The organism is Mesorhizobium sp. 131-3-5 (assembly GCF_016756575.1).
GTDB lineage: Bacteria > Pseudomonadota > Alphaproteobacteria > Rhizobiales > Rhizobiaceae > Mesorhizobium > Mesorhizobium jarvisii.
In genome coordinates, this window is the sequence record NZ_AP023254.1 from 3,322,013 (window position 1) to 3,341,600 (window position 19,588).

Here is a 19,588-nt window from a genome sequence, read left to right on the forward strand (position 1 = left end):
ACTCTGGCTGCCGGCGCGCGCCGGGCACGCCGCGGCGATGCTGGCGCAGTCGCTGGAGGTCCAGGGGGCGACCGCGTCGAAGGCTGGCTTGGTTTCAAGAGTGCCGTTCCTCGGTGCAGCCCTACATCAGCTGTCCTTGGTGATGTCCCAGTCAGTTCGGACCATCCTGGCATGGTCTTCGATATAGTTCGCGATGACGTCAGCGCCGTTGGTCCAGGGGACCGCCTCGCAGCGCGCCGCCATTCCTTCGCGCTCGGTGGGATCGAGCAGCTGTTCGATGAAGCGGTCGACATGAGGAAGGTCATGGTCGCGGCGCATCAGCAGGCCAAAACCGCCAAGCTCTGCCCAGCGGGCGCGGTTGAGCTGCAGGTCCATCTCGTCGCTCTCGTTGGGCACGAACAAGGTCGGCACCGCGCCAAGGATGTTCTCATGGAACGTGTTGTAGCCAGGCGCGACGACCGCGGCGTCGAATGCGCGGCTGTAGTTGAAACTCGGGAACAGCTCGACGATGCGATGCCTCGGCCCGACCGGCTCGTCCGACTCGAAATCGGCGCGGATCGGCGAGCGGATGTCCAGCACCAGCGTATCGGGACGGTCAAGCACGGCCTTGAGAACGCCGTTGCGGACGCCGCGCATGTCGAAATTGCTGCCGGAGCCGAGTTGCAGGGCGACGACGGTCATGCCATCGGATATTTCGAGGAAGTTGCGCGCGGCGGCCCTGTCCAGGCGCTGATTTGGCTCCAGCAACAACACTGGCGGAACCAACAGAACCTTATCGCGCACTTCCGACGTGGGGCCGTGATCGAATTCATCGGCCAGTTCGCCGGGCTCTATAACAGCGTCGAAAGCGTCCGCCATCTCAAGGAACGGGCGGTGCGATTCCCGCCACATCGGTCGACGGACCCAGATCGAGAACAGGTTGGGGTCCATGGCCAGGGCTGCGACGACACCGTCGAAGACAGCTGTGGCGTCATAGGCAAATACCGCTGGACGCAGATGACTGATCAGGTCGAACAGTTCTTCGGCAAGCACGTCGTTCCAGTCCACGGGCGCGGCATCGATGCCGCGGTGATGGGTCAGGAAGTGAGCGTGATAACCCTCCTCGGCTGCAATTTTCATGGCGTAGGACATTGTCGCAAAAACGGGCTTCAGCCCTCGCGACAGTCGCTGCGCGACAGCCAGCTGCTGCGCGAGATGCCCCATTCCGATGCCGTTGGACGATGCAAACAGCACCTGACGTATCGGCAAAGGCTGGATCGTCGACGCCCGCACGGCCGCCGCATCCCGCGGTTTGGAAATGTTGAACAGCCTCTCAAGGCGTTGCGGGAAGAGCTCGGCGGAATGGTGCCGGGCAACGAACTCCCTGGCCAACGCCGATTGCCGCGCGTAGGCATCCGCGTCGGTGATGAATTTGCCGATGACGCCCTCGACATCTCTCGGCGCCGCATAGACTGCCGCGTCACCGAACAATGGCTGGAAGTGCGCGGGGAGAATCGTGACGAGACCTACCGCGAGCGCTTCGAGGATCGTGCGGCCAAAAGCCTCCGACCAGGAATCGCTGTGGTAGTAGACATAGAAATCGAGCCCTTGGAGAAACCCGGCAATGCCGGTCCATGCAAAGGGCAGTATTTCCCAGTTTGCCGGCAGCGGACCATAGAGTTCCCTAAGGAAGGGACCGCCGCCCAGGATCCTGATGCTGTAGCGGGCTGCGTCGGCAGGATAGATACGCAGCGCGTCGGCGGGTCTGCTCGGCCATTTCAATTTGTCCGGGCGGGCATGGCGGCCGATGATGACCGGATTGTGCGGCGGGCCGTCCGGCCTGCGAGGCCAGTCGTCGAGATCGATCAGATTGGTCCAGTTTTCAGGCAGGAGTTCCGCGCCCGCAGGCAAATGACGGGGCAAGGCATCGCGAACGACGGCGCTGACGGTGGCGAGCCAAACCTTGACGCCAAACGCCCAACGGCAATTGCTTACGATGCGCGCGAGGTCGTACTGCAGCTTGCCCCGCCGGTCGACCATGGGATGATGGAGAACCATGACCATGCGTTCGGTCCGGATGCCGGTCCGCCTGGTGAAGCGGTTGGACATTATCGCCGGATGGTGCACCAGGACGAGGTCGGCGTCGACCTTCGTGTCCGGGTCGATCCGTTCTGTCGCGCCGCCATCAATCAGTGCCCGCAAGTCGGGATGCATAGGGTAGGGGTTACGCAGCAATGGTCCCTTCACGGCCAGCAAGCCTGTCTTGAAACCCGCGCGGGCGGCCGCTCGGATTTCCACGGCGAGCGCGGTGGAGGTGCCGCCTTCGAAGCGGACATCAGCGACAAACAGAATGTCCAGCCTCATGATCTGGGCATGTCCGGGGCGTTGCGGACGGATGCCGTCGGTGCCGCCGCCAGGAAACTATCGATAGTCGTGCCGTAAGCCAGGACACGGCGAGGCCGCCATTTTGCAAGAAGGAGCCCCCAGTGCTCCCGCAAATAAGCCTGCCAGGGCATGTCGGCTGCGTGCAGCCGTTGCTCAACCAATGGAGGCAGATACTCGAAAATCACACCGTGACGGCGGAATATCGTGAAGTCCGAATTGTCGGTCAGATAGATGAGCCGGTCGCTCTTTCCTGAGAGCTTGCGCTTGGTCGTAACAATGATTTCTTCGAGAAGGTCAGGATCGACACCTAAAGTCGTAACGATAATTGCCGAAATTTCCTCTTTGGATTTGTATACATAAATATTCCCCGGACCTTCATCTCCCGGATCCTGCTTATCCTTTCGAAGGAAGAGTTCCTTGAGCTTTCTCATCTGGATGGCGCTCACATGAGGGATGCAGGAATCTACCAATGGCGATTTGTACGTGTCAAACGTTCAGGTCGATGCGCCGCGCCGTGTGATGCCGACGCATTGTCGTTGAGCTGCAACCTGCACGGCCATGGCGAGAAAGCCCCGCAACGGCGGCACACTCCGGTTACATGCCGTCGTCAAACTCGGTGGGCAGTCCGTCAGTAAGCAGGACTGGCACACTCGCCTGCGTTCCCCTTGACTATAGGGCAGTAGGCGTATTTTCTTGTTACGGCGTGACGTTGAAAGTCCTGATGCGATGCCGCGGCCGTTTTGGTCGAGGCTGGAGCGACGCAAATGGCAAGATTGCTGCTGGCAAAGATGGCTTCGGCCGCCGCCTTGGTTTCGACCTCAGTCATGCTGAGCGGATGCTGGACGATTGCAGGAAGGCCCATCCTCTGCGATTTCGGTTTTTCGCTGAAGGATGGACGGTGCGCCAAGGTCACCAAGGTCACCAAGGTCACCAAGGTCACCAAGGTAAGTACGCCTCAACCCGACAAATCGAGTTCGAAGCGTGGCGATTCCCACTATTGATCCGCCGCCTTGTTCGCCACCAACTCTTTGGTTTCTGATAGCGCAATCATCTCGAATATCGCGCAATGTTGATCACGCGTTACGGACCATTCTGTTTGATATATAGTTCAACTTCTCCGTCTATTTCCTTTCGCGTTGCGGGGTCTATTTTCTTGGCTATCTCCGCCTTCGCCTGTTCTCCCTGATCGGCCCGAAGCCTCGCGGCGAGGGAGGCGTCGAAGTAGGCTCGTCGCAGGTCAGGCTTGCCGGTGAATAGCCCGTCGCGATGCCCCCAGGCGAGACGGACGTAGGCGTACTCATTTCCCCGGTTTGCGGAAAGCTCAAGGAGGGTCAAGGCGCGGCGAGGATCGGCAGCCAGCTTGCGGTCGCCTTTCAGATACAGCTGCGCCATAAAATACGGTGCGTACCTGTTGCCCATGTCGTTTGCGCGCTGCAACAGTTCGAGTCCTCGTGGCACGTCCTTTTTCACGCCTTCGCCCGCGAGATACGCCTGTCCCAGATTTGCCATCGCATCGATCTGGCCGGTATCGGCCGCTGCTGAATACAAGGAGGCCGCCTGGACATAGTCTTGCTTCACACCAGTGCCGAGGCGGTAAGCGTCGCCGAGCGCCGTGATCGCATTCGCCCAGCCACTTGACGCGGCCAGGCGATACCAAAGAACGCCTTCCTGCGGCAGCTTTGGTACGCCTTGGCCAGCAATATAGGCGGAGCCGATGTCGGTCCTGGCTCTGAGATTGCCAAGCGCAGCGGCCCGAACGTAAAAGTCGAACGCGCGGCCGTAGTCGATCTCGCGCCCCATGCCGACGCGCGCCATGTAGCCCATGTTGATCAACGCGGCGCTGTATTGCTGATTGCCGGCCAATTCGTAGAAATGCTCGGCCCAGCTATAGCGCCTGGCAATTTCCAGAACACGGCCGAACTGGAACTGCAGGCGCGGGTTGTTGATGTCGGCCGCCAGTGCAAAAGCGCAAGCGCGCAACGCGTCCCGAACATTGACGAGCCCGTTGGTGACACCAGGCACGGCGCGCTGTGGATCGTTGGGATCGGCGGCGTAGAGATCGCAATCCGTCACCATCGTCCGCATGCCGCGCTGCGTGTCGGGCAGGTTGCTCGGCCAAATACGAAAGGTCTCGCTGACGGCGCGCTCGCCGGCCTGCTGGAACACGAACTCCTCGCTCAACGCCTTGTCACTCGCCTCGACCGGCGCCACCGCCGCGATCGAGCTGGAGACCAGATTGCCGTTGACGTAGAGTCCGCGCTTGGTCAACGCAGCCACCTTGAAGCGGCTCTTCTCCGTCGCCTCGGCCGCGTAGCGGCTATTGGGAAAGACCTTCACAAAGCGCTCGAAGTCCTCCGGATTCTGGCTGTCGCTGATGAAGGACCATAACACCTCATCGATGGTCAGGCCGCCATTCGCTTCGGCGGCGTGCTCGGCTTGCGCAACCTGCTTGCCGGCGTCGCCCTGCCGGAAGACGAATTTCGTTTCGATCGAGCCGGTGATCCAGGGAATTTGTGAGCCGGCTGTCGCCTGGCGAACGTCGCCCCGCACCGTGCGGAACGTGTCGTACACATCGAGATTGGGCATGAGCAGGGCGTTGGCGAGCGCCGACGAATAGGGGCTGTTGATGCCCGTCCCGTCATAGGCGACCTCGCCGGCGCCGGTGGCAAAGGCGAGCAGCACCTGGCCGCTTCCGGCCTCCGTGTAGGCGAGGCCTTGCTGCAACCCCTTCTCCTTGGCCACCGGATTGTTGCGGCAAGCGTCGAGGATGAAGACTTTCACGCCGACCGGATCGTTCTTTACGATGTCGATCAGGTCGTTGAGCTTCATGGCGTCGGCCGCGACGTCCTTGGCCGACGAGATCCGGGTATCGACGGGGAGCAGCAGGTTCTGGCCGTTATACTGCAAGGCATGGCCGGCGTAATAGAAGACCGCCATGTCGGCGCCTATGAGATGCGCGCGTATCGCGTCGTTCAGGTCTTTCTCCGCCGATTTCTTGACATCATAAAAGAGCAGGACGTCGAATTTGAGCTCGGTCAAGGTATTGGCGATGAGCTTGGCGTCGTTGCGGGGATTGGTCAGCGGGGCAAACGGATATTCGCTGTTGCCGACGACAATGGCCGCACGCCGCTCGGCGTGGGCCTGGGCGAGCCAGAGCGTGCTGAACGTGGCCAGGAACGCGAGCAGGAGGCCCTGCCTCAAATAGCTGGAAAAGCTCTTTCGCAACATGCCTTCACCGCCATTTCCAGAGGGAAGCATCCGGCTGATCATAACCCAAGCAACGGAAAAATTCCAACGGCCACAGGCGCTGCGCATCGTCGGCGTCAGAACCTCATGTACAGCGAGGGCTTCAGATCAGGCGGGAAAAACCCATCGGCGCTGATGTCGGCGAGGCGCGCCGGGCCGAAAATGTTCCGATATTCGGAAGTGAGTTTGACGATCGACGGCAAGCGCTCGCCCATGACATCAGCGCGGATTTTGTCGCGCATGGCATGGTGGACGCCGTGACGGGCGCACGCCGAACGAGCCGTCGTTGGCGCTGAAGTTCGTCGCCAACGGCGCCGGACGCAGCGGTGGGGCAGGGTTAATTCGTGCCCGCCGGAACACAATGTTCAGCCAACGCGTTTCACGATCCAGGAAGGGACATTCTTATTGGAGGCTGAACATGCGCAGCTTCGAACTGGTCGATCTGCTTTACGTGGTCGAGGCCTGCAAGCACGATCGCGTGGTCGGAAATTTTGTCTCGATGGCTGAAGGGGTGGAAGAGTTGCGGGTTCTGACCGGCGATTTCGTGTCGCCGGACGACGTGGTGGCAAACGCCCTTTCCACTGTAGCGCTTGCACGAGGCTGCTCAGTCGTGTTCGATGAACAGGCAGGGGCTGAAATCCAGCTTTGATGTCCTGACGGCCAAATCCTGGCGGCATTGCCCAGCTCTGCTTGCATGACGCTGAAACCCATTCTGCAGTCGTTCGGCCACGGTCGATTCATCGGCAGGTTTCATAGAACGCCCGCCACCTGGATGTGGCGGGCGTTTCAGAGCGAGCGCCCAAGTCAGGTCAGGATAAGGACGATCTTCAACGTATCCGGATCGACGATGACGATCCGACCGTCGGCCAATACGAAATACTCGTAGCTTTCGTAGGCTGGTACGATCTTGACGATGCGCGCCGGCAGACGATGCAGCCGGATCTTGTGCCGGGGAACCTCGACGCCGACAGTAATGTCGAAATCGATATTGGAGACCGGCTCGACCCGGGTCTCCTTGATGACCTGGGTGATCTGGGTTTTCTGTTCGACAGTCACATTGCTGATGGAAGCAGTCGACCCCTGATCAGTCTGTGTCGAGGCCTTGCCCTGGGCCTGCTGATCGGTGGTAGCATTTGCCTTGCCTTCGGCCTGCTGATCCGTCTGGACCTTGGCCTTGCCCTGGGCCTGCTGATCGGTGGTCGCGTTTGCCTTGCCCTGGGCCTGCTGGTCCGTCTGGACCTTTGCTTTGCCCTGAGCCTGCTGATCGGTGGTCGCGTTTGCCTTGCCCTGGGCCTGCTGGTCCGTCTGGACCTTGGCTTTGCCCTGGGCCTGCTGATCGGTGGTCGTGTTTGCCTTGCCCTCGGCCTGCTGGTCCGTCTGGACCTTGGCTTTGCCTTGAGCCTGCTCGTCGGTCTTGAGCTTGGGCTTGCCCTGGGCCTGCTGGTCAGTCTGGACCTTGGCCTTGCCCTGGGCCTGCTCGCCCATCTTCATCTTCGAGCCTTTTTGACAGTTGGCCGCAGCGGCCGCGCAATTGGCGTCACCGCCCGACTGGGTTTCAGCCGGCTGTGTCTGAGCAATCGCGGCACCGCATCCGATGCCGAGCGCGAGCATGCTGGTGATCAGAATTTGCTTCATGGGAGATCTCCTCGAAAGCATCAGTCCCTTCGCGGGGTAAACCTCAACGAAAAAACTTCGTTCCCGGCGAATTGGCAAAATCGACAGGCGGAAATCTCGGGAGACAGGCGGGGACAATCACATTCAGGGATGCTGTCGATGAGATCCTTTTCGCGGAACTGCTTACGGAGCGGCCGTGCATGGACGGCTGGCAATCGTCCGCATCGGCCGATCCGGTAATGATTGCCGCCGGGCCTTCGCCGCGCGATCGAGACGAGCTATCGATCGACCATCGCCATGCCGCGCTCGCCGTAGCGCGGGCCGGAGATTTTTCCTGGCGCCAGCGCCTCGTCCAGCGCGGCCATTTCGGCGGCGTCGAGTTTCAGCGAGGTGGCGGCGACGTTCTCCTCCAGATATTTTCTGCGCTTGGTGCCGGGGATCGGCACGATATCGACAGCGAAATCGCTGCCTTTGCCGAGCAGCCAGGCCAGCGCGATCTGTCCTGGCTTGACGCCCCGGGCGGCCGCGATGTCGCGCACCGTGCCGGCCGCCTCGACATTGGCGTCGTAGTTCTCGCCCTGGTAGCGCGGGTCGTTGCGGCGATAGTCGCCTTCCGGATAATCCTCGGCGCGCCTGACATCACCGGTGAGGAAGCCGCGGCCGAGCGGCGAGAAGGGTACCAGGCCAATGCCGAGTTCCTTGAGCAGCGGGATGATCTCCGGCTCCAGATTGCGCTCCCACAGCGAATATTCACTCTGCAGCGCCGAGACGGGAAAGACGGCATGCGCCCGGCGGATGTTGGCGCTACCGGCCTCCGACAGGCCGAAAAAGCGCACCTTGCCCTCGGCCACAAGCTTGCCGACTGCGCCGGCGACATCCTCCATCGGCACATCAGGGTCGACGCGGTGCTGGTAGAGCAGGTCGATATGGTCGGTGGCGAGCCGGCCGAGCGAGGCTTCCACAACCTCGCGGATATGCTCGGGCCGGCTGTCGACGCCGCTGAGCTGCTTGCCGTTTTCGATGCGGAAGCCGAATTTGGTGGCGATCGTCACCTGGTCGCGCTTGCCCTTCAGCGCCCGGCCGAGCAATGCCTCGTTGGTGTGCGGGCCATAGACCTCGGCGGTATCCAGGAAGGTGCAGCCAAGTTCGATGGCGCGGTGCAGCGTGGCGATGGACTCGGCCTCGTCGGCCGGGCCGTAGGACTGGCTCATGCCCATGCAGCCGAGGCCGATGGCCGAGACCTTCAATCCCTGGCTGCCGAGTTTTCGTGTCGCGAGGATCATGGCTGCGCTGCTCCGTTTGGGGTTTGCAGCACCATATAGAGCGTGTGCTCAGTTGCCATAGGTGTCCAGCGCCACCTCAACCGACTGTGATCAAGGGTGCCAGGCACCGTGCAGGCTCGGACCGGAGCCATCCGTTCACATGTTGGAAGCGACGCCACGACCGGAGGGCGCCGCGTCGGAGCGGCATCACTGGATCGAGGCTGGCTGCGAAAGGATGAGGGGGCTGATCACTGGTTCATCACCCTCGACGCCGTTTCCAGACAGCACCAACCCGCTGCCCAACGTGTCGAATTCGATTGCCGCTCCAAGCATTTGGGCAGCCTGCAAAACCAGGTATTCAACATCCTCGAGCGCGACATTCTCGGCCAGATTCATGACCCTGACCTGCTCGGCCGTCACCGTAATGTTGACGATGCCGGCCGTCTTGAACGCCTTCTCGACCGCTGAATTGACGTCATCGCGCAGGCGCATGGAGTAATCGTACCGCATCGAAACCTCCCAAAGGGAACGGTTTTCTGTTCAGATTGGAGCATGCGCCCGGGGTGTCGGCCTGGCAAGTAAAATCTGTGAAATATACAAATAAAATCAGTTAGTTAGTGAAATTACAGGAATGCGTATCAGACGTTCGATGAGCATCATGCGTTTGATGTGCGGAGGGCTCACTGGCCGGCCTTGACGCGTAATGGGTGTTACCATAATTAGAAGCTGAATGAGTTAGATACTAACTCACCGTATTTTTAGTCCTGAGCGAGGAGCGCGCACATGGCTGAACTGGAACGCCCGGAACGGCTGCAGATCATGCTCACCACGGACGAACTGGCGGCGCTGGAAAACTGGCGCTTCGAAAAGCGCATGCCGAGCCGCTCGGCAGCGGTCCGGGAGCTGCTGCGGCGCGGTCTTTCCTCGGACGGGTTCCTGACGGCCGAGCAGGGCGTCAAGTCGCAGGAATTCGGCGTGCTGCCCGAAGGCGACGGCAAGACAAGCGATCGGCCTTCGGAGTGAAGCTTGCTTCATCCGTGGCGCGCCGCCTATGTGAATTGCGTCCGGGGAGATTGTCTTGATCCGCTTGCGCGCTACCTCATGCCAATGAGCGAAATCGTGGCGGCGACGGCAACAAACAACGAAAAACAGAGCGCGACCGCCGACGCACGCCTCGCGGCCATCGTCGATTCCTCTTTCGATGCCATCATCAGCAAGGATTTGACCAGCATCATCACGAGCTGGAACCTGGCGGCTGAACGCATGTTCGGCTACACCGCCGAGGAAGCCGTCGGTCAGTCGATCCTGATGCTCATTCCCGATCACCTCAAGAGCGAGGAGACCGAGATCATCAGCAGGGTTCGCGGTGGCCACCGCGTGGCGAGTTATGAGACGACGCGAAGGCGCAAGGACGGCGCGCTTATCTCCGTCTCGCTCACGGTTTCGCCGATCAAGAACGCCAATGGCGAGATCGTCGGCGCCTCCAAGATCGCCCGCGACATTTCCGCCGCAAAGGAGAGCGAGCGCCGCATCAGGCTTTTGATGCGGGAGGTCAACCATCGCGTCAAGAACCAGTTCGCGGTCATCCTGTCGATGGTCAGGGAGACGAGCAAGCGCTCGAGCGACCCGCGGGAGTTCGAGGAACTGATCCGCGCCCGCATCATGGCGCTGTCGCGTTCGCATGATCTGCTCGTCACCTCGGAGTGGGCCGGCGCCAGCCTGTTCGACCTGATCCAGGAACATCTGAAGCCTTTCGGCCGCGAGGAGCAGATCCTGCTCTCCGGCCCGGTCCTGACGCTGCAGTCGAATGCGGTACAGAATCTCGGCATGGCTTTCCACGAGCTTGGCACGAATTCCTCCAAATATGGCGCGCTGGGCAGTGAAGACGGCCAGGTCGAGATCACCTGGACAATAGGCTCAAGCGCCCAAGGCTCCGGCACCCAGGACTTGGGTGCCAAGGACTTAGGTGCCAAGGACTTGGGCAGGAGTGTCGGCGCATCGGGCGGACGCGACTTCCAGCTGCTCTGGACCGAGACTTCCACGCCTCGCCCGGACGACAAGGGGGACGAGAGTGCGCGCAAGGGGTTCGGCACCGTCGTCCTGCAGCGGGTGGCGCCGCAGTCGCTGGGCGGTTCGGCTCAACTGGAGCGCTCGCCCGGCCGTCTCAGCTGGCGCCTCAGTGCACCGCTGGCATCGATCATCGTGCCGCAAGCCGGCATCGAAGGCGACGACGGCGCCGCGCTGGGCTTCGGCATCTGAACGTCCCGTATGCCCCGTAAAAAGAGATTGGCGTCGTTTCTCCGTCCGGCAACGGTTGGATTTTGATTGCCACTGCAATCGCGGCACTGTTCAAGACCAGCGATAATCAGGCGATGGACACAGCCAGCCAAGGGCGTCGTGTCCAACCGGGGCGGCAGGTTTTCCGCCGCCCCGGCTTGCCGGTCACCGGTGATGCGGGAGATGCCTTTCGGCGTCGACTTCCCCAACGGTGAAGCTCTGGAAGCCCGGCATGAGCTGCCATATGGCTGCAAGGCCTATGATCAGATAGGCCAGGCGGGCCAGCATGGCGCCCCCAAGGACCGTGCCGATTACGTCATAGCCGGTCACACCCATGGACAGCCAGTTGAGACCGCCGAGGATGATGAGGGCGAGCGTGACGAGGTTCATGATGCGCATAAACGCCTCCTGATGTTGCCTGACAAAAAGACGCCTGCAAAAAAACGCCTGCCGTTTCAAACGGTTCCCTCGATCACGAAACTGTGAACGAGGGTTGCGATCCGTGAATGGGGCGCGGGCTACTCGACCAGTATATGCGCCTCGCGCGCGGCCTCGATCAGAGCCTCCCTGGCGATATCGGGAGGCACGTCGCCGCTTGTCGCTTGGCGGCAGGCGCGCAGCGCGGACTGATGTTTCAGGCTGCCGGCGTCGCGCCAATGTGTCGTCAGCAATTCAATGGCCTGCTGTGTATTGGACAGGTGGCGGGTGGCGCCGGCCACGCCGACCGAAACCACCACCGGCTTGGAGAACCATGCAGGTTGCATTGGAACCTCGACAAGGTTGCCGGCGAAAAACGCGCATGTCGGCGCAAGGTTTCACCGGTTCCAATCACTGTCGCGTGAGGCTGGGCACTGCTGTGGCGACATCTTCGAATGTTGGCTCGGGGATACGCACGAGGCGCGAGACCTGAAGGTCCTGCGGGCTTTCTCGATCGAAGCGGAACGCGTTCCCCGATCCGTTGGCACTGCCTGGAAAATGGCGTCGTTAGCGCACTGGAAAGCACGCGTGGTAACTGTTGATTCAACCATTGCTGGTATTTTATATGGGTGTGGTGGCGGCTCCGGCAGTGCAACGGGGGCCGGGTTGCCGGAGCCGCCTACGCGGTCCGGTTGGGGTTTGACCGCGCTGTTCCAAAATAGGACAGCGCGGTCAACGATTCGTTAAAATCCAAAATAGCTAATTAAGTCCCTGCTAATTGAGTGGCGATTTTGCCGCGACGGGAAACCGGCATTCGATCGAAGATGAATGACGGGCTGATGGAACATTAGTCGTTTCTAATTGTTTGTGTTTGTCGGCAGGGCGGGGGCATCTCTGCCGAAGATCGGGCTTCCGATCGGCCCGCGCGCCTCTGGCCGAGAGCGCGGGCTTTCATCCTTAGGGCGGCCCGGTACACCTCTGGTTGGGGAAAGCAGCGCACCGGGCCTAACCGGCTTGGGGCGGCTGCCGGCTGGCCATATATGCGGCACGTCCAATTCAACTGAAGCATTCAAATGAAGGAGATGTATATCGCGATTGGATAAAGTAACGGAACGTCCAATGGACGATACCGGAACCAAAGCGGTTACATCAGACCTTTGCGCGAGAGCCATTGGTCCCCATGGGAAAAGCCCGCCACGGGAGCGACCCGCAGCGGGCTTTCGCAGTGGCTACATCCCGAAGGAATCGACCGCTTGTGATTGCACTGTGAACCACGTGGCCGCGTTAGCCTATGGTGTGATCGCGGAAGGTAGGCTTGGGGCTCGGTTGCAAACACGGTGGGATGTGCCCGCTCGATTGCCGCCGAGACACCGGGGAAGGCGGCTTTGCGTTCTTGTCCGGGGCCATGTCCTGAACATCCCTCATGCGGTGGATGTTCGACAGAAGGAAGGTCCAGAAGCCAGCGATCTGATTGTGGCTGGTTCCCGCTCATGGGCTCGAACCACGATTCACGCCTTCAAAGGGCGCTGTCCTACCATTAGACGAAGCGGGAGAAGCTCGGATGCTTATGCCGTCAGGACGGCGAGGCGTCAATTCGGGAAGTTGTCGACCGGCTCTTCGCAGCGATAGACCGGGCAGTGCCCGTCGCGCGCCGGGATATAGGCCGACATCGGCACTTCCGGCCAATCGCATTCATTGCCGAACTGCCTGACATAGCGGTCATAGGTGTTCGGTCCCGTGGTCAGCACCACGGCGCGACGGCTCTGGATCATGGCCCGGATCTCGGCACAACTCATGCCTCGGCTGTCGGGGCGGGCCTCGGCTGCAGCGGTCGCCGCGAGCACGGCGCCCAAGGACATCAACAGGACAGGAAGGCGAGCGGGCATGACGGCTTCTCTTTGGTTCAGGATGCTGCATTGTCCCATAAAACCCGGGATGTGTCCGCCGGTTCCGCGACGGGCCGCGCATTGCGCGGGCAAGACGCGGTGGCCGCCCACGCAACCAAATCGGGCATCGCGCATTGCTGGTCATGGATGGCAGGAAGCCTTACGAAACGCCGCAATGGTGGCCCGGAAACGAGGGCCGCGAAGCCATGTGCTGTTCCTTCTGCGGCGGCCGAGACCACCGCTTCGAGGAGTGCCCGCAAAGGGCCGATCCGCCTGGCACGCAGCATCAGGACGATAGCGGCCACTCTCGGCCTTCCCGACGCGGCTAGAACTTTTCCGTCAGTCAAACCTACCGCACGATGCAATGCAGGCCGCACCGCGGGCGCGACCTGCGCTGTCGGAGCTACATTCTGACCTTGCCGCTATCGCCAATCTCCGGACGGCTGTCGCTGACTGCCGCCGCCAGCATCTTCACATAACTGACCACTGTGCCGGGACTGTCCCAGTACTGAGCATCCTTTGGGGTGATCTTGAGCACGCGGATCGCCGGATCGTCAGCGCTGTCCCACCAGGCCTTGGCCGGTGTCGACCACAATTCCTTGATCTTGGCGCGGTCATTGGAGACTTCCGCCTGTCCGCTGACGGAGACGTATTTCTGTCCACCGGAATCGGCAAAGGCCAAGGCGACATTAGGCTCCGCCTCGATCTCATCATCCTTGTGGCTATCGACGTCGGTGAGGAAGTAAACGGCGTTCTCACCCCGCACGACATGCGCCGCCATCGGTCGCGAGCGGATGTCGTCGCCTTCGCGGGTGGCCAACATGCAGAAGCCTATCTTATCCATCAGCTTCCAGACACGGTCGAGGTCGTTTTTCTCAATGGCCATCAGTTTCCTCCTGGTTCAAAGGTCGAGAACGCAACTCCGTCCGCTTGGCAAGGTTCCCTGTCGCGCATCGGAGACGGCAGGTTCCACCCGCTCGCCTCGTGGACGGAACTCCCGCACGTCGTCCACGTTGTGCACTCCAGATATTCAGAGGGAATCATGGAACAACTCGTCGAGGAATTCGGCCATCCGAGCTACACCTCGTTCCCGGTCATTGCCGCGCGTTTGCTGCTCGCGGCGCTTTACGGCGCGGTGATCGGCTTCGAGCGCGAATGGCGCAACCGTCCCGCCGGGCTGCGCACCCACATCCTGATCTGCGTGGCCGCTGCCACCTTCGGCATCCTCACCATCGAGATTGTCCATGCGCCAATGTTCGCGCAGGACTCCGTCAAGGTCGATCCGATCCGCGTGGTCGAGGCGGTGACTGCCGGCGTTGCCTTTCTCGCCGCCGGGTCAATCCTGTTTTCGCGTGGAGAGGTGCACGGGCTGACTACAGGCGCCGGGATGTGGCTCGCCGGCGCGATCGGCGTCGCATGCGGTCTCGGCCTGTGGCAAGTGGCCGGTCTTGCCACGCTGATCGTGCTGGTCGTCGCGGGGCTGGTCTATCGGCTCGGTCCCCACCCGCAAGACATAAAAGGGGATCGCGGTGCGCCGTCTCCTCGCTCGGGCGATAGTGCAGGCAAGGTCGACCACTAGGCGCGATCTGGTTCGCCGAAGAAATTCGCCAATGCCCGGGCGGTTTTTTGCCACGCCTCCTCGGGGAAGAAATGGCCGCCGGGCATGGCTTGGCCGCGGACATCATCGGCCCAGCCTCGCCAAAGAGCCAGCGGCCCGCCTTCGCCCGCGTACCAGTCGGCAAGCGCGCCTTGCCCGCTCCACAGCGCCAGCACCGGACAGCGGATACGCCGGCCGGCGGCCTTGTCGGCATGGTCGTGCTCGCGGTCGAGCGTCGCCGCCGCGCGGTATTCCTCGCAGATGGCGTGGATGTGGGCGGGATCGCGCAAGGCATCGACATAGGCCTGGCGCACCTCGGGCGGAAATGCCGACGGCGACGATCCCCAGCCGCCGAGCGCGTTGTCGACGACCGCCTCGGCGGCTCCCGCCAGCATCAATTCCGGCAAGGGCTCGGGCTGCGCCAGCAGCGACCAGGGCCAGTAGCCCTGCGCCAATCTGGCGTCGGCCCGATCCCAGGCGTCGGCCGTTGCGACGATGTCCAGCACCGCGAGCTTTTCAACGCGGCCGGGATGATCGAGTGCCATGCGGTAGGCGACCCGCCCACCGCGATCATGGCCGGCGACCATGAAGCTGCCGAAGCCGAGTTTGGCCATCAGGGCAGCCATGTCGGCGGCCATGGCCCGTTTGGCGTAAGGGGCATGAGCGCTGTCGGACGAAGGGCACGCGCTGGCGCCGTAGCCGCGCAGGTCGGCGCAGATGACGGTAAACCGCTCGGCCAATTCAGGCGCCACGTCGCGCCACATCAGATGGGTCTGCGGAAAACCGTGCAGGAGCAGCAGCGCCGGACCGTTGCCCGCACGGCGGATAAATATGCCGGCTTCGCCGGTATCGATTTCCATCGACTGAAACTTACCGAACATGGTGGTGCCTCCTTGCCGGCAACGGCCGGAGGCCGGATTTGGTTGCGGGCGGTCGCTCGGTGTCCACCTTTGTTCGCCAACCTTTCGCGCGGTTGGGCGTTGTCCCTGCGAGGAAGGCTGCCGCGGGCGGCCGTCAAAGTAAGAAAAAGCAAAAGGAGGCTCGGATGAAACCTCTGGTTATCGCGTCGCTGATGCTGGCCCTGGCCGCGCCGGCGGCTGCACAGACGGATCAGCAGCAGGGCACCGACAACCCGGCCCCACAGGCCGACAAATGCCGGGTCCAGCCCGATCAAGGCAAGCAGCAGCCAGGTGGCGGAAATCTGAGCGAAAAGCTCAATGATTGCGGCGGGGTGCTGAAGCCGCCGGCCACCGGCGACCAGGGCATGGCCACGCCGGCGCCCGACGTAGGCAAGACACCGGTGATCAAGCCGGGCGAAGTGCCGGCCCAGCCGCCCGCCAAGTAGAAAGCTTGGCTGGTGGCGTTATCTCCGCAAGACGGAACCTCGTATCCGACGAAACGTTTCTTTCAGGAATTCAATTTGAAAGGACGGGGCATTGAGAGATATTGCCAGCACAGCCACGTTTATTGCCTCTATCGCCATCGTCATCGTCCTGATGCTGATGGCGCCGAAGAGTTTTGGGTTCGAGACCTCTCATCCGATCGTGGATGGCGATCTGCCCACGCAAAAATAGGGATCGGCATCAACAGAGAAGCAGGCGAGGGGCATCGCCTGCTTTCTTGGGTTAGCGGACCAGCACGCCGGCATGATCGCACAGCGCCGTGAAGGCTTCCTGCGCCTGTGCCGCGCCGTCCTTGTCTTCCAGGGCCGCCTCGATCTTTTCGCGCGCGGCCTGGTAGAAAGGACCGCGGCTGGCATGCGGCCAGTCGATCAGGATTTCACTGGCGTCCTGCAGGGTCGCCACCTCACGGATCGTGTCCGAGCCGTGCGGCTTGATCCGCACCGGTGTCGACAGCATCATTTCGGCCATTGTTTTCCCACCTCCGGTTTTCCCGCTATTATTGGAGGATGCGGGCTTCGCGCGCGGCGTCGATCATCGCCCGCATCGCCTTTTCCGGCGGCGTCCAGCCGTCCAGCGCGTCGCGGCAGGAGCGCAGCGCCGCCCGGTATCGCCGGCCCTGGCCGGCCGGCCAGTCACCGAGGCATTCCAGGCCCTCCCAGGCGCTACGCACGACGCGTTCACGCTCGGGGGAGAATTTCAGGCGGATTGGTCGGGGGAACATCTTGTCGTTCAACTGAAGTCTCCGTGCATGTCGCCCGACAGTGACCGCGGATGTGGGACAACGGTACTTTGAGGGGCGCCGGATAACGCCGTCGACAAGGGAGGGTTCCAGGCCCGAAAGATCAATTTTCAGTCGTGCGCGACGGCGTCGGACAAAGGTCGCGGTGGCGGCGGAGCGGCGTCTTCCGGCGCTGGCCCATCAAGGGGCCGGTCGTGCTCGAACTGTTCGGTGCCGGGCAAGGCATGCAGCCAGGTCTCGCGGCGGCTGATCCACAATTCATATTGCGGCTCCAGGTCGGTCGGCGCGACGTCGAGGCTGCCGAGCATCACCTCGACTTCATCGTCGCCGATCCAGGCGACGCGGCCCCCGCAGGTCGGGCAGAAGCTGCGCGTGCCGTAAGAGGCGACTTCGCCCGATGTCTCGAAGGCGTCGCGCGGCCAGATGGCGAAGGCCGAATAGGCCGAGCCGCTGGCCTTGCGGCAGTCCTTGCAGTGGCAAAGGCCGACGCGTGTTGGCTGGCCGGTGACGACGAAATGCACGCCGCCGCACAGGCAACTGCCGGTTCTGCGTGTGGTGTCGGACATGATCGCGGCCCTCCCTCGGTCTGGCTTTCGTCAGTCTGGCACGCCGGGGGCCGGGCAGAACAGATGCTCGCCATTTCGTTGGTCAGAAACCGGGAAAAAATCCGGTTCATCGTACCGCCGAACAGGTTGGTGCTACCAACCCGTTCGATGTGGCCCGCAGCATCCTTCAACGCAATGCCGGCGAAATGGTTGCGGCTCGCTGCCTAGCCGCGCGCGGCCATGTGGTTGTCGAGCTTCTTGCGCGACGGGCCGTAGCGCTTGATGATGGTCTGGGCTTCGCTCTGCGGGATGCCGTATTTGCGCGCGAAGGCGGCGACCTCATAGGTCTCCTCGCTCGAAACCAGCTTGCGGTCCTGCTTGATCTTCGTTTTGTCGTCGGGCATTGCGTGCCTCGCTTTCTGTCAGCCGCACGGTCGCGGAACACCAGTATATAGGATGCCGCGATCAGACATAACAGCGATCGGCGCTGCTGGTTCCATGGCAGACGGCGGACAGAAGCCTGCCGGACGCGGATCGCAGGCTGTCAGGCCGGGGCGGGGCCAGCGGCGTGGGGATCCCCTCGCCGCATTCGGCGCAAGGCGCGCTGGCGCCGGGACAGCCGCGCTGATGCGTGCCGGCGGGACAGCAAAGCCCGTTGGAGCTTGTCCAGCGTGGGCATTGGAAAACCTGCCCGGTGCCGCCACAGCCGCTACACTCGAGGACCGGTGACCGGACCAGATAGGACCCCGTCCTGAACCTGACGCTCGCGCCCAAAACTTACCCCCCAAATGGATGCACCGGACATGCCTGTACATTAGCCATGTCTACAATATCACTTTGCCGGTTACGGACAAGTTTCAGGATCGCAAATTGTTGTTGAACGTTGGCGCCAAGGGCCTGGCGCGTCGGCCTCGGTCAGCGTTCAGTCTGGCGGCGAGACGCGGCCTTGCCGCGATCCCAGCCGGCGGCCTCGACCTTGTCGAGCAGCGGGTCGACATGGGGACGAGCATCTCCCGCCAATCCTGGCAGCAACCATCGCCGGATGCCGCCGCGCGGCGATAGTCATCGCTTTTGGCCATGGTCGATTCCCCCCTGGCCGGGGAGGATGATGCTATCAGCTGGCAACCGAAAATAATCCGATTTTACTGGCGCGGACGGCCGCGGCACTCCACATCTCAGCAATCTTGCCGGCATGATTCCGTGCAATCCTGGGATCGGGCAATGACAACGGGGGTTGCCAATGACTGACACGCAAGGGAATTCGAACCGTGCCCAACTGCACGGTGCCGTCGGGTCGCGCTCGATCGGCAGCGGCATTGTCGCACTGGCCATCGTGTTGGCGCTGGTCGGTGCCGTCATGGGGTCCTGGTACACGATCGACCAGGGCGACCGCGGCGTGCTGTTGACCAATGGCGCATTGAGTTCGGTCGTCGATCCCGGCCTGCATTTCAAACTGCCCTGGCTACAGCGGGTCGAGAAGATCAGCCTGCGCCAGCAGGTGTTGAAATGGGGCTGCGAGAACCAGAGCGATTGCGGCAATTTGCCGGCCATGCAGGCTTATTCGCGTGACCAGCAGCCGGCCGACATGCGCGTCACCGTCAATTTCCACGTGCCGGAGGCGGAGGTCTCCAACGTCTACACCAATTACGGGTCGATCGAAGCGCTGGCCGACCGGGTCATCGCCCGCAAGGCACCGCAGGAGATCAAGACGGTGTTCGGCCAGTACGACGCCGTGTCGGTGATCCAGAACCGCGCCAAGTTCAACAAGGATGTCGCCGACGCCATCTCGTCTGTGACCGACGGCCCGGTGATGATCGACAGCGTCCAGGTCGAAAACATCGACTTTTCAGACGCCTATGAGCAGGCGGTCGAGGCAAGGATGACGGCGCAGGTGGAAGTGCAGAAGCAGGAACAGAACCTGCAGCAGGAAAAGATCAAGGCCGACATCGCGGTCACCCAGGCCAAGGGCCGTGCCGACAGCGTGAAGGCGGAAGCCGAGGCCAGCGCCTACAAGACAAAGATCGAAGGCGAGGCGACCGCCGAAGCGATCAAGGCGCGCGCCGCCGCCCTCGCCAACAATCCACTGCTGGTCGAATTGACCAAGGCCGAGAAGTGGGACGGGCAGTTACCGAAGTCGATGATCCCCGGATCGACGGTGCCGTTCCTCGAACTCAGCACGCCGGCGCCGGTGGCGAACTAGGTCCAGGCGAGGCAACGAAGGGCCAAATGATCATCCCG

The 19,588-nt window shown here is 62.1% G+C and carries 24 protein-coding genes and 1 tRNA gene; 8 read left to right on the top strand and 17 right to left on the bottom strand.

Annotation, left to right across the window (positions count from 1 at the left end; all coding sequences use genetic code 11):
- Nucleotides 1–126: 126 nt before the first annotated feature.
- Complete coding sequence (locus JG747_RS16255) at nucleotides 127–2,343, bottom strand: glycosyltransferase (protein WP_202362207.1); 2,217 nt, start codon at nucleotides 2,341–2,343, stop codon at nucleotides 127–129.
- Entirely contained in the window at nucleotides 2,340–2,795 is a 456-nt protein-coding gene (locus JG747_RS16260; protein ID WP_069092571.1) for a hypothetical protein, read from the bottom strand. Before JG747_RS16260 ends, JG747_RS16255 begins: the two co-directional genes overlap by 4 nt.
- Nucleotides 2,796–3,128: 333 nt before the next feature.
- Here JG747_RS16260 and JG747_RS16265 point away from each other — a divergent pair, with 333 nt between their 5' ends.
- Complete coding sequence (locus JG747_RS16265) at nucleotides 3,129–3,365, top strand: hypothetical protein (RefSeq protein ID WP_202362208.1); 237 nt, start codon at nucleotides 3,129–3,131, stop codon at nucleotides 3,363–3,365.
- 79 nt (nucleotides 3,366–3,444) lie between these two features.
- Here the strand turns inward: JG747_RS16265 and JG747_RS16270 are convergent, their stop codons facing one another.
- Both JG747_RS16270 and JG747_RS16275 read right to left on the bottom strand, forming a co-directional pair.
- Entirely contained in the window at nucleotides 3,445–5,592 is a 2,148-nt protein-coding gene (locus tag JG747_RS16270; protein ID WP_446720616.1) for a caspase family protein, read from the bottom strand.
- A gap of 95 nt (nucleotides 5,593–5,687) precedes the next feature.
- Complete coding sequence (locus tag JG747_RS16275) at nucleotides 5,688–5,852, bottom strand: hypothetical protein (protein WP_019859315.1); 165 nt, start codon at nucleotides 5,850–5,852, stop codon at nucleotides 5,688–5,690.
- 176 nt (nucleotides 5,853–6,028) lie between these two features.
- Here JG747_RS16275 and JG747_RS16280 point away from each other — a divergent pair, with 176 nt between their 5' ends.
- Nucleotides 6,029–6,259: a hypothetical protein gene (locus JG747_RS16280; RefSeq protein ID WP_064981777.1), complete on the top strand. Its 231-nt coding sequence runs from the start codon at nucleotides 6,029–6,031 to the stop codon at nucleotides 6,257–6,259.
- 155 nt (nucleotides 6,260–6,414) lie between these two features.
- Here the strand turns inward: JG747_RS16280 and JG747_RS16285 are convergent, their stop codons facing one another.
- From JG747_RS16285 to JG747_RS16295, 3 genes are all read right to left on the bottom strand, one after another.
- On the bottom strand, nucleotides 6,415–7,245 hold the full coding sequence (locus JG747_RS16285; RefSeq protein ID WP_202362302.1) for a DUF1236 domain-containing protein: 831 nt from the start codon (nucleotides 7,243–7,245) through the stop codon (nucleotides 6,415–6,417).
- A 257-nt stretch (nucleotides 7,246–7,502) separates the two neighbouring features.
- The gene (locus JG747_RS16290; protein ID WP_202362209.1) at nucleotides 7,503–8,507 is read right to left on the bottom strand and encodes an aldo/keto reductase; all 1,005 of its coding nucleotides are present in this window, start codon (nucleotides 8,505–8,507) and stop codon (nucleotides 7,503–7,505) included.
- A gap of 186 nt (nucleotides 8,508–8,693) precedes the next feature.
- Entirely contained in the window at nucleotides 8,694–8,978 is a 285-nt protein-coding gene (locus JG747_RS16295; protein WP_223217711.1) for a hypothetical protein, read from the bottom strand.
- A 291-nt stretch (nucleotides 8,979–9,269) separates the two neighbouring features.
- On the opposite strand from JG747_RS16295, the gene JG747_RS16300 reads away from it, so the two are divergent.
- Together JG747_RS16300 and JG747_RS16305 are read left to right on the top strand one after the other, a co-directional pair.
- Nucleotides 9,270–9,509 (top strand): hypothetical protein, encoded by a 240-nt coding sequence (locus JG747_RS16300; RefSeq protein WP_064981770.1) that lies wholly within the window; start codon nucleotides 9,270–9,272, stop codon nucleotides 9,507–9,509.
- Between the two features lie 78 nt (nucleotides 9,510–9,587).
- Nucleotides 9,588–10,745, top strand: coding sequence for a sensor histidine kinase (locus JG747_RS16305; protein ID WP_202359602.1), 1,158 nt, complete (start codon nucleotides 9,588–9,590; stop codon nucleotides 10,743–10,745).
- A gap of 183 nt (nucleotides 10,746–10,928) precedes the next feature.
- Here the strand turns inward: JG747_RS16305 and JG747_RS16310 are convergent, their stop codons facing one another.
- The 5 genes from JG747_RS16310 to JG747_RS16330 form a co-directional block, all read right to left on the bottom strand.
- Nucleotides 10,929–11,162 (bottom strand): DUF378 domain-containing protein, encoded by a 234-nt coding sequence (locus tag JG747_RS16310; protein ID WP_019859308.1) that lies wholly within the window; start codon nucleotides 11,160–11,162, stop codon nucleotides 10,929–10,931.
- Nucleotides 11,163–11,281: 119 nt separating this feature from the next.
- The gene (locus JG747_RS16315; protein WP_019859307.1) at nucleotides 11,282–11,527 is read right to left on the bottom strand and encodes a DUF982 domain-containing protein; all 246 of its coding nucleotides are present in this window, start codon (nucleotides 11,525–11,527) and stop codon (nucleotides 11,282–11,284) included.
- Nucleotides 11,528–12,658: 1,131 nt separating this feature from the next.
- Nucleotides 12,659–12,732, bottom strand: a tRNA-Gln gene (locus JG747_RS16320).
- 37 nt (nucleotides 12,733–12,769) lie between these two features.
- The gene (locus JG747_RS16325) at nucleotides 12,770–13,066 is read right to left on the bottom strand and encodes a hypothetical protein (protein ID WP_202359603.1); all 297 of its coding nucleotides are present in this window, start codon (nucleotides 13,064–13,066) and stop codon (nucleotides 12,770–12,772) included.
- A gap of 403 nt (nucleotides 13,067–13,469) precedes the next feature.
- Nucleotides 13,470–13,952: a pyridoxamine 5'-phosphate oxidase family protein gene (locus tag JG747_RS16330; RefSeq protein ID WP_019859304.1), complete on the bottom strand. Its 483-nt coding sequence runs from the start codon at nucleotides 13,950–13,952 to the stop codon at nucleotides 13,470–13,472.
- A 156-nt stretch (nucleotides 13,953–14,108) separates the two neighbouring features.
- On the opposite strand from JG747_RS16330, the gene JG747_RS16335 reads away from it, so the two are divergent.
- A complete protein-coding gene (locus JG747_RS16335; RefSeq protein ID WP_038647920.1) occupies nucleotides 14,109–14,645 on the top strand; it encodes an MgtC/SapB family protein in 537 nt (178 codons plus the stop codon).
- On the opposite strand, the gene JG747_RS16340 is transcribed toward JG747_RS16335, so the two are convergent.
- Entirely contained in the window at nucleotides 14,642–15,544 is a 903-nt protein-coding gene (locus tag JG747_RS16340; protein WP_202359604.1) for an alpha/beta fold hydrolase, read from the bottom strand. The two genes, JG747_RS16335 and JG747_RS16340, sit on opposite strands and share 4 nt — an antisense overlap.
- 164 nt (nucleotides 15,545–15,708) lie before the next feature.
- Here JG747_RS16340 and JG747_RS16345 point away from each other — a divergent pair, with 164 nt between their 5' ends.
- Nucleotides 15,709–16,008, top strand: coding sequence for a hypothetical protein (locus tag JG747_RS16345; protein ID WP_202359605.1), 300 nt, complete (start codon nucleotides 15,709–15,711; stop codon nucleotides 16,006–16,008).
- A 91-nt stretch (nucleotides 16,009–16,099) separates the two neighbouring features.
- Nucleotides 16,100–16,237 (top strand): hypothetical protein, encoded by a 138-nt coding sequence (locus tag JG747_RS16350; protein ID WP_019859300.1) that lies wholly within the window; start codon nucleotides 16,100–16,102, stop codon nucleotides 16,235–16,237.
- A 51-nt stretch (nucleotides 16,238–16,288) separates the two neighbouring features.
- On the opposite strand, the gene JG747_RS16355 is transcribed toward JG747_RS16350, so the two are convergent.
- The 4 genes from JG747_RS16355 to JG747_RS16370 form a co-directional block, all read right to left on the bottom strand.
- Nucleotides 16,289–16,534, bottom strand: coding sequence for a DUF982 domain-containing protein (locus tag JG747_RS16355; protein WP_019859298.1), 246 nt, complete (start codon nucleotides 16,532–16,534; stop codon nucleotides 16,289–16,291).
- 28 nt (nucleotides 16,535–16,562) lie between these two features.
- Nucleotides 16,563–16,799 carry a DUF982 domain-containing protein gene (locus tag JG747_RS16360; protein WP_019859297.1) on the bottom strand — a complete coding sequence of 79 codons (237 nt, stop codon included), beginning with the start codon at nucleotides 16,797–16,799 and terminating at the stop codon, nucleotides 16,563–16,565.
- Between the two features lie 116 nt (nucleotides 16,800–16,915).
- On the bottom strand, nucleotides 16,916–17,371 hold the full coding sequence (locus JG747_RS16365) for a GFA family protein (protein ID WP_019859296.1): 456 nt from the start codon (nucleotides 17,369–17,371) through the stop codon (nucleotides 16,916–16,918).
- Between the two features lie 203 nt (nucleotides 17,372–17,574).
- Nucleotides 17,575–17,754 (bottom strand): DUF3606 domain-containing protein, encoded by a 180-nt coding sequence (locus tag JG747_RS16370; protein WP_010910426.1) that lies wholly within the window; start codon nucleotides 17,752–17,754, stop codon nucleotides 17,575–17,577.
- A gap of 836 nt (nucleotides 17,755–18,590) precedes the next feature.
- Here JG747_RS16370 and JG747_RS16375 point away from each other — a divergent pair.
- Nucleotides 18,591–19,550: a prohibitin family protein gene (locus tag JG747_RS16375; RefSeq protein ID WP_081295932.1), complete on the top strand. Its 960-nt coding sequence runs from the start codon at nucleotides 18,591–18,593 to the stop codon at nucleotides 19,548–19,550.
- The last annotated feature ends 38 nt before the right edge of the window (nucleotides 19,551–19,588 follow it).

Excerpts from the sequence above, each read along its gene's own strand:
- JG747_RS16255 (WP_202362207.1), bottom strand. The coding sequence starts at position 2,343 with ATGAGGCTGGACATTCTGTTTGTCGCTGATGTCCGCTTCGAAGGCGGC.
- JG747_RS16260 (WP_069092571.1), bottom strand. The coding sequence starts at position 2,795 with ATGAGAAAGCTCAAGGAACTCTTCCTTCGAAAGGATAAGCAGGATCCG.
- JG747_RS16265 (WP_202362208.1), top strand. The coding sequence starts at position 3,129 with ATGGCAAGATTGCTGCTGGCAAAGATGGCTTCGGCCGCCGCCTTGGTT.
- JG747_RS16270 (WP_446720616.1), bottom strand. The coding sequence starts at position 5,592 with ATGTTGCGAAAGAGCTTTTCCAGCTATTTGAGGCAGGGCCTCCTGCTC.
- JG747_RS16275 (WP_019859315.1), bottom strand. The coding sequence starts at position 5,852 with ATGCGCGACAAAATCCGCGCTGATGTCATGGGCGAGCGCTTGCCGTCG.
- JG747_RS16280 (WP_064981777.1), top strand. The coding sequence starts at position 6,029 with ATGCGCAGCTTCGAACTGGTCGATCTGCTTTACGTGGTCGAGGCCTGC.
- JG747_RS16285 (WP_202362302.1), bottom strand. The coding sequence starts at position 7,245 with ATGAAGCAAATTCTGATCACCAGCATGCTCGCGCTCGGCATCGGATGC.
- JG747_RS16290 (WP_202362209.1), bottom strand. The coding sequence starts at position 8,507 with ATGATCCTCGCGACACGAAAACTCGGCAGCCAGGGATTGAAGGTCTCG.
- JG747_RS16295 (WP_223217711.1), bottom strand. The coding sequence starts at position 8,978 with ATGCGCCTGCGCGATGACGTCAATTCAGCGGTCGAGAAGGCGTTCAAG.
- JG747_RS16300 (WP_064981770.1), top strand. The coding sequence starts at position 9,270 with ATGGCTGAACTGGAACGCCCGGAACGGCTGCAGATCATGCTCACCACG.
- JG747_RS16305 (WP_202359602.1), top strand. The coding sequence starts at position 9,588 with ATGCCAATGAGCGAAATCGTGGCGGCGACGGCAACAAACAACGAAAAA.
- JG747_RS16310 (WP_019859308.1), bottom strand. The coding sequence starts at position 11,162 with ATGCGCATCATGAACCTCGTCACGCTCGCCCTCATCATCCTCGGCGGT.
- JG747_RS16315 (WP_019859307.1), bottom strand. The coding sequence starts at position 11,527 with ATGCAACCTGCATGGTTCTCCAAGCCGGTGGTGGTTTCGGTCGGCGTG.
- JG747_RS16325 (WP_202359603.1), bottom strand. The coding sequence starts at position 13,066 with ATGCCCGCTCGCCTTCCTGTCCTGTTGATGTCCTTGGGCGCCGTGCTC.
- JG747_RS16330 (WP_019859304.1), bottom strand. The coding sequence starts at position 13,952 with ATGGCCATTGAGAAAAACGACCTCGACCGTGTCTGGAAGCTGATGGAT.
- JG747_RS16335 (WP_038647920.1), top strand. The coding sequence starts at position 14,109 with ATGGAACAACTCGTCGAGGAATTCGGCCATCCGAGCTACACCTCGTTC.
- JG747_RS16340 (WP_202359604.1), bottom strand. The coding sequence starts at position 15,544 with ATGTTCGGTAAGTTTCAGTCGATGGAAATCGATACCGGCGAAGCCGGC.
- JG747_RS16345 (WP_202359605.1), top strand. The coding sequence starts at position 15,709 with ATGAAACCTCTGGTTATCGCGTCGCTGATGCTGGCCCTGGCCGCGCCG.
- JG747_RS16355 (WP_019859298.1), bottom strand. The coding sequence starts at position 16,534 with ATGGCCGAAATGATGCTGTCGACACCGGTGCGGATCAAGCCGCACGGC.
- JG747_RS16365 (WP_019859296.1), bottom strand. The coding sequence starts at position 17,371 with ATGTCCGACACCACACGCAGAACCGGCAGTTGCCTGTGCGGCGGCGTG.
- JG747_RS16370 (WP_010910426.1), bottom strand. The coding sequence starts at position 17,754 with ATGCCCGACGACAAAACGAAGATCAAGCAGGACCGCAAGCTGGTTTCG.
- JG747_RS16375 (WP_081295932.1), top strand. The coding sequence starts at position 18,591 with ATGACTGACACGCAAGGGAATTCGAACCGTGCCCAACTGCACGGTGCC.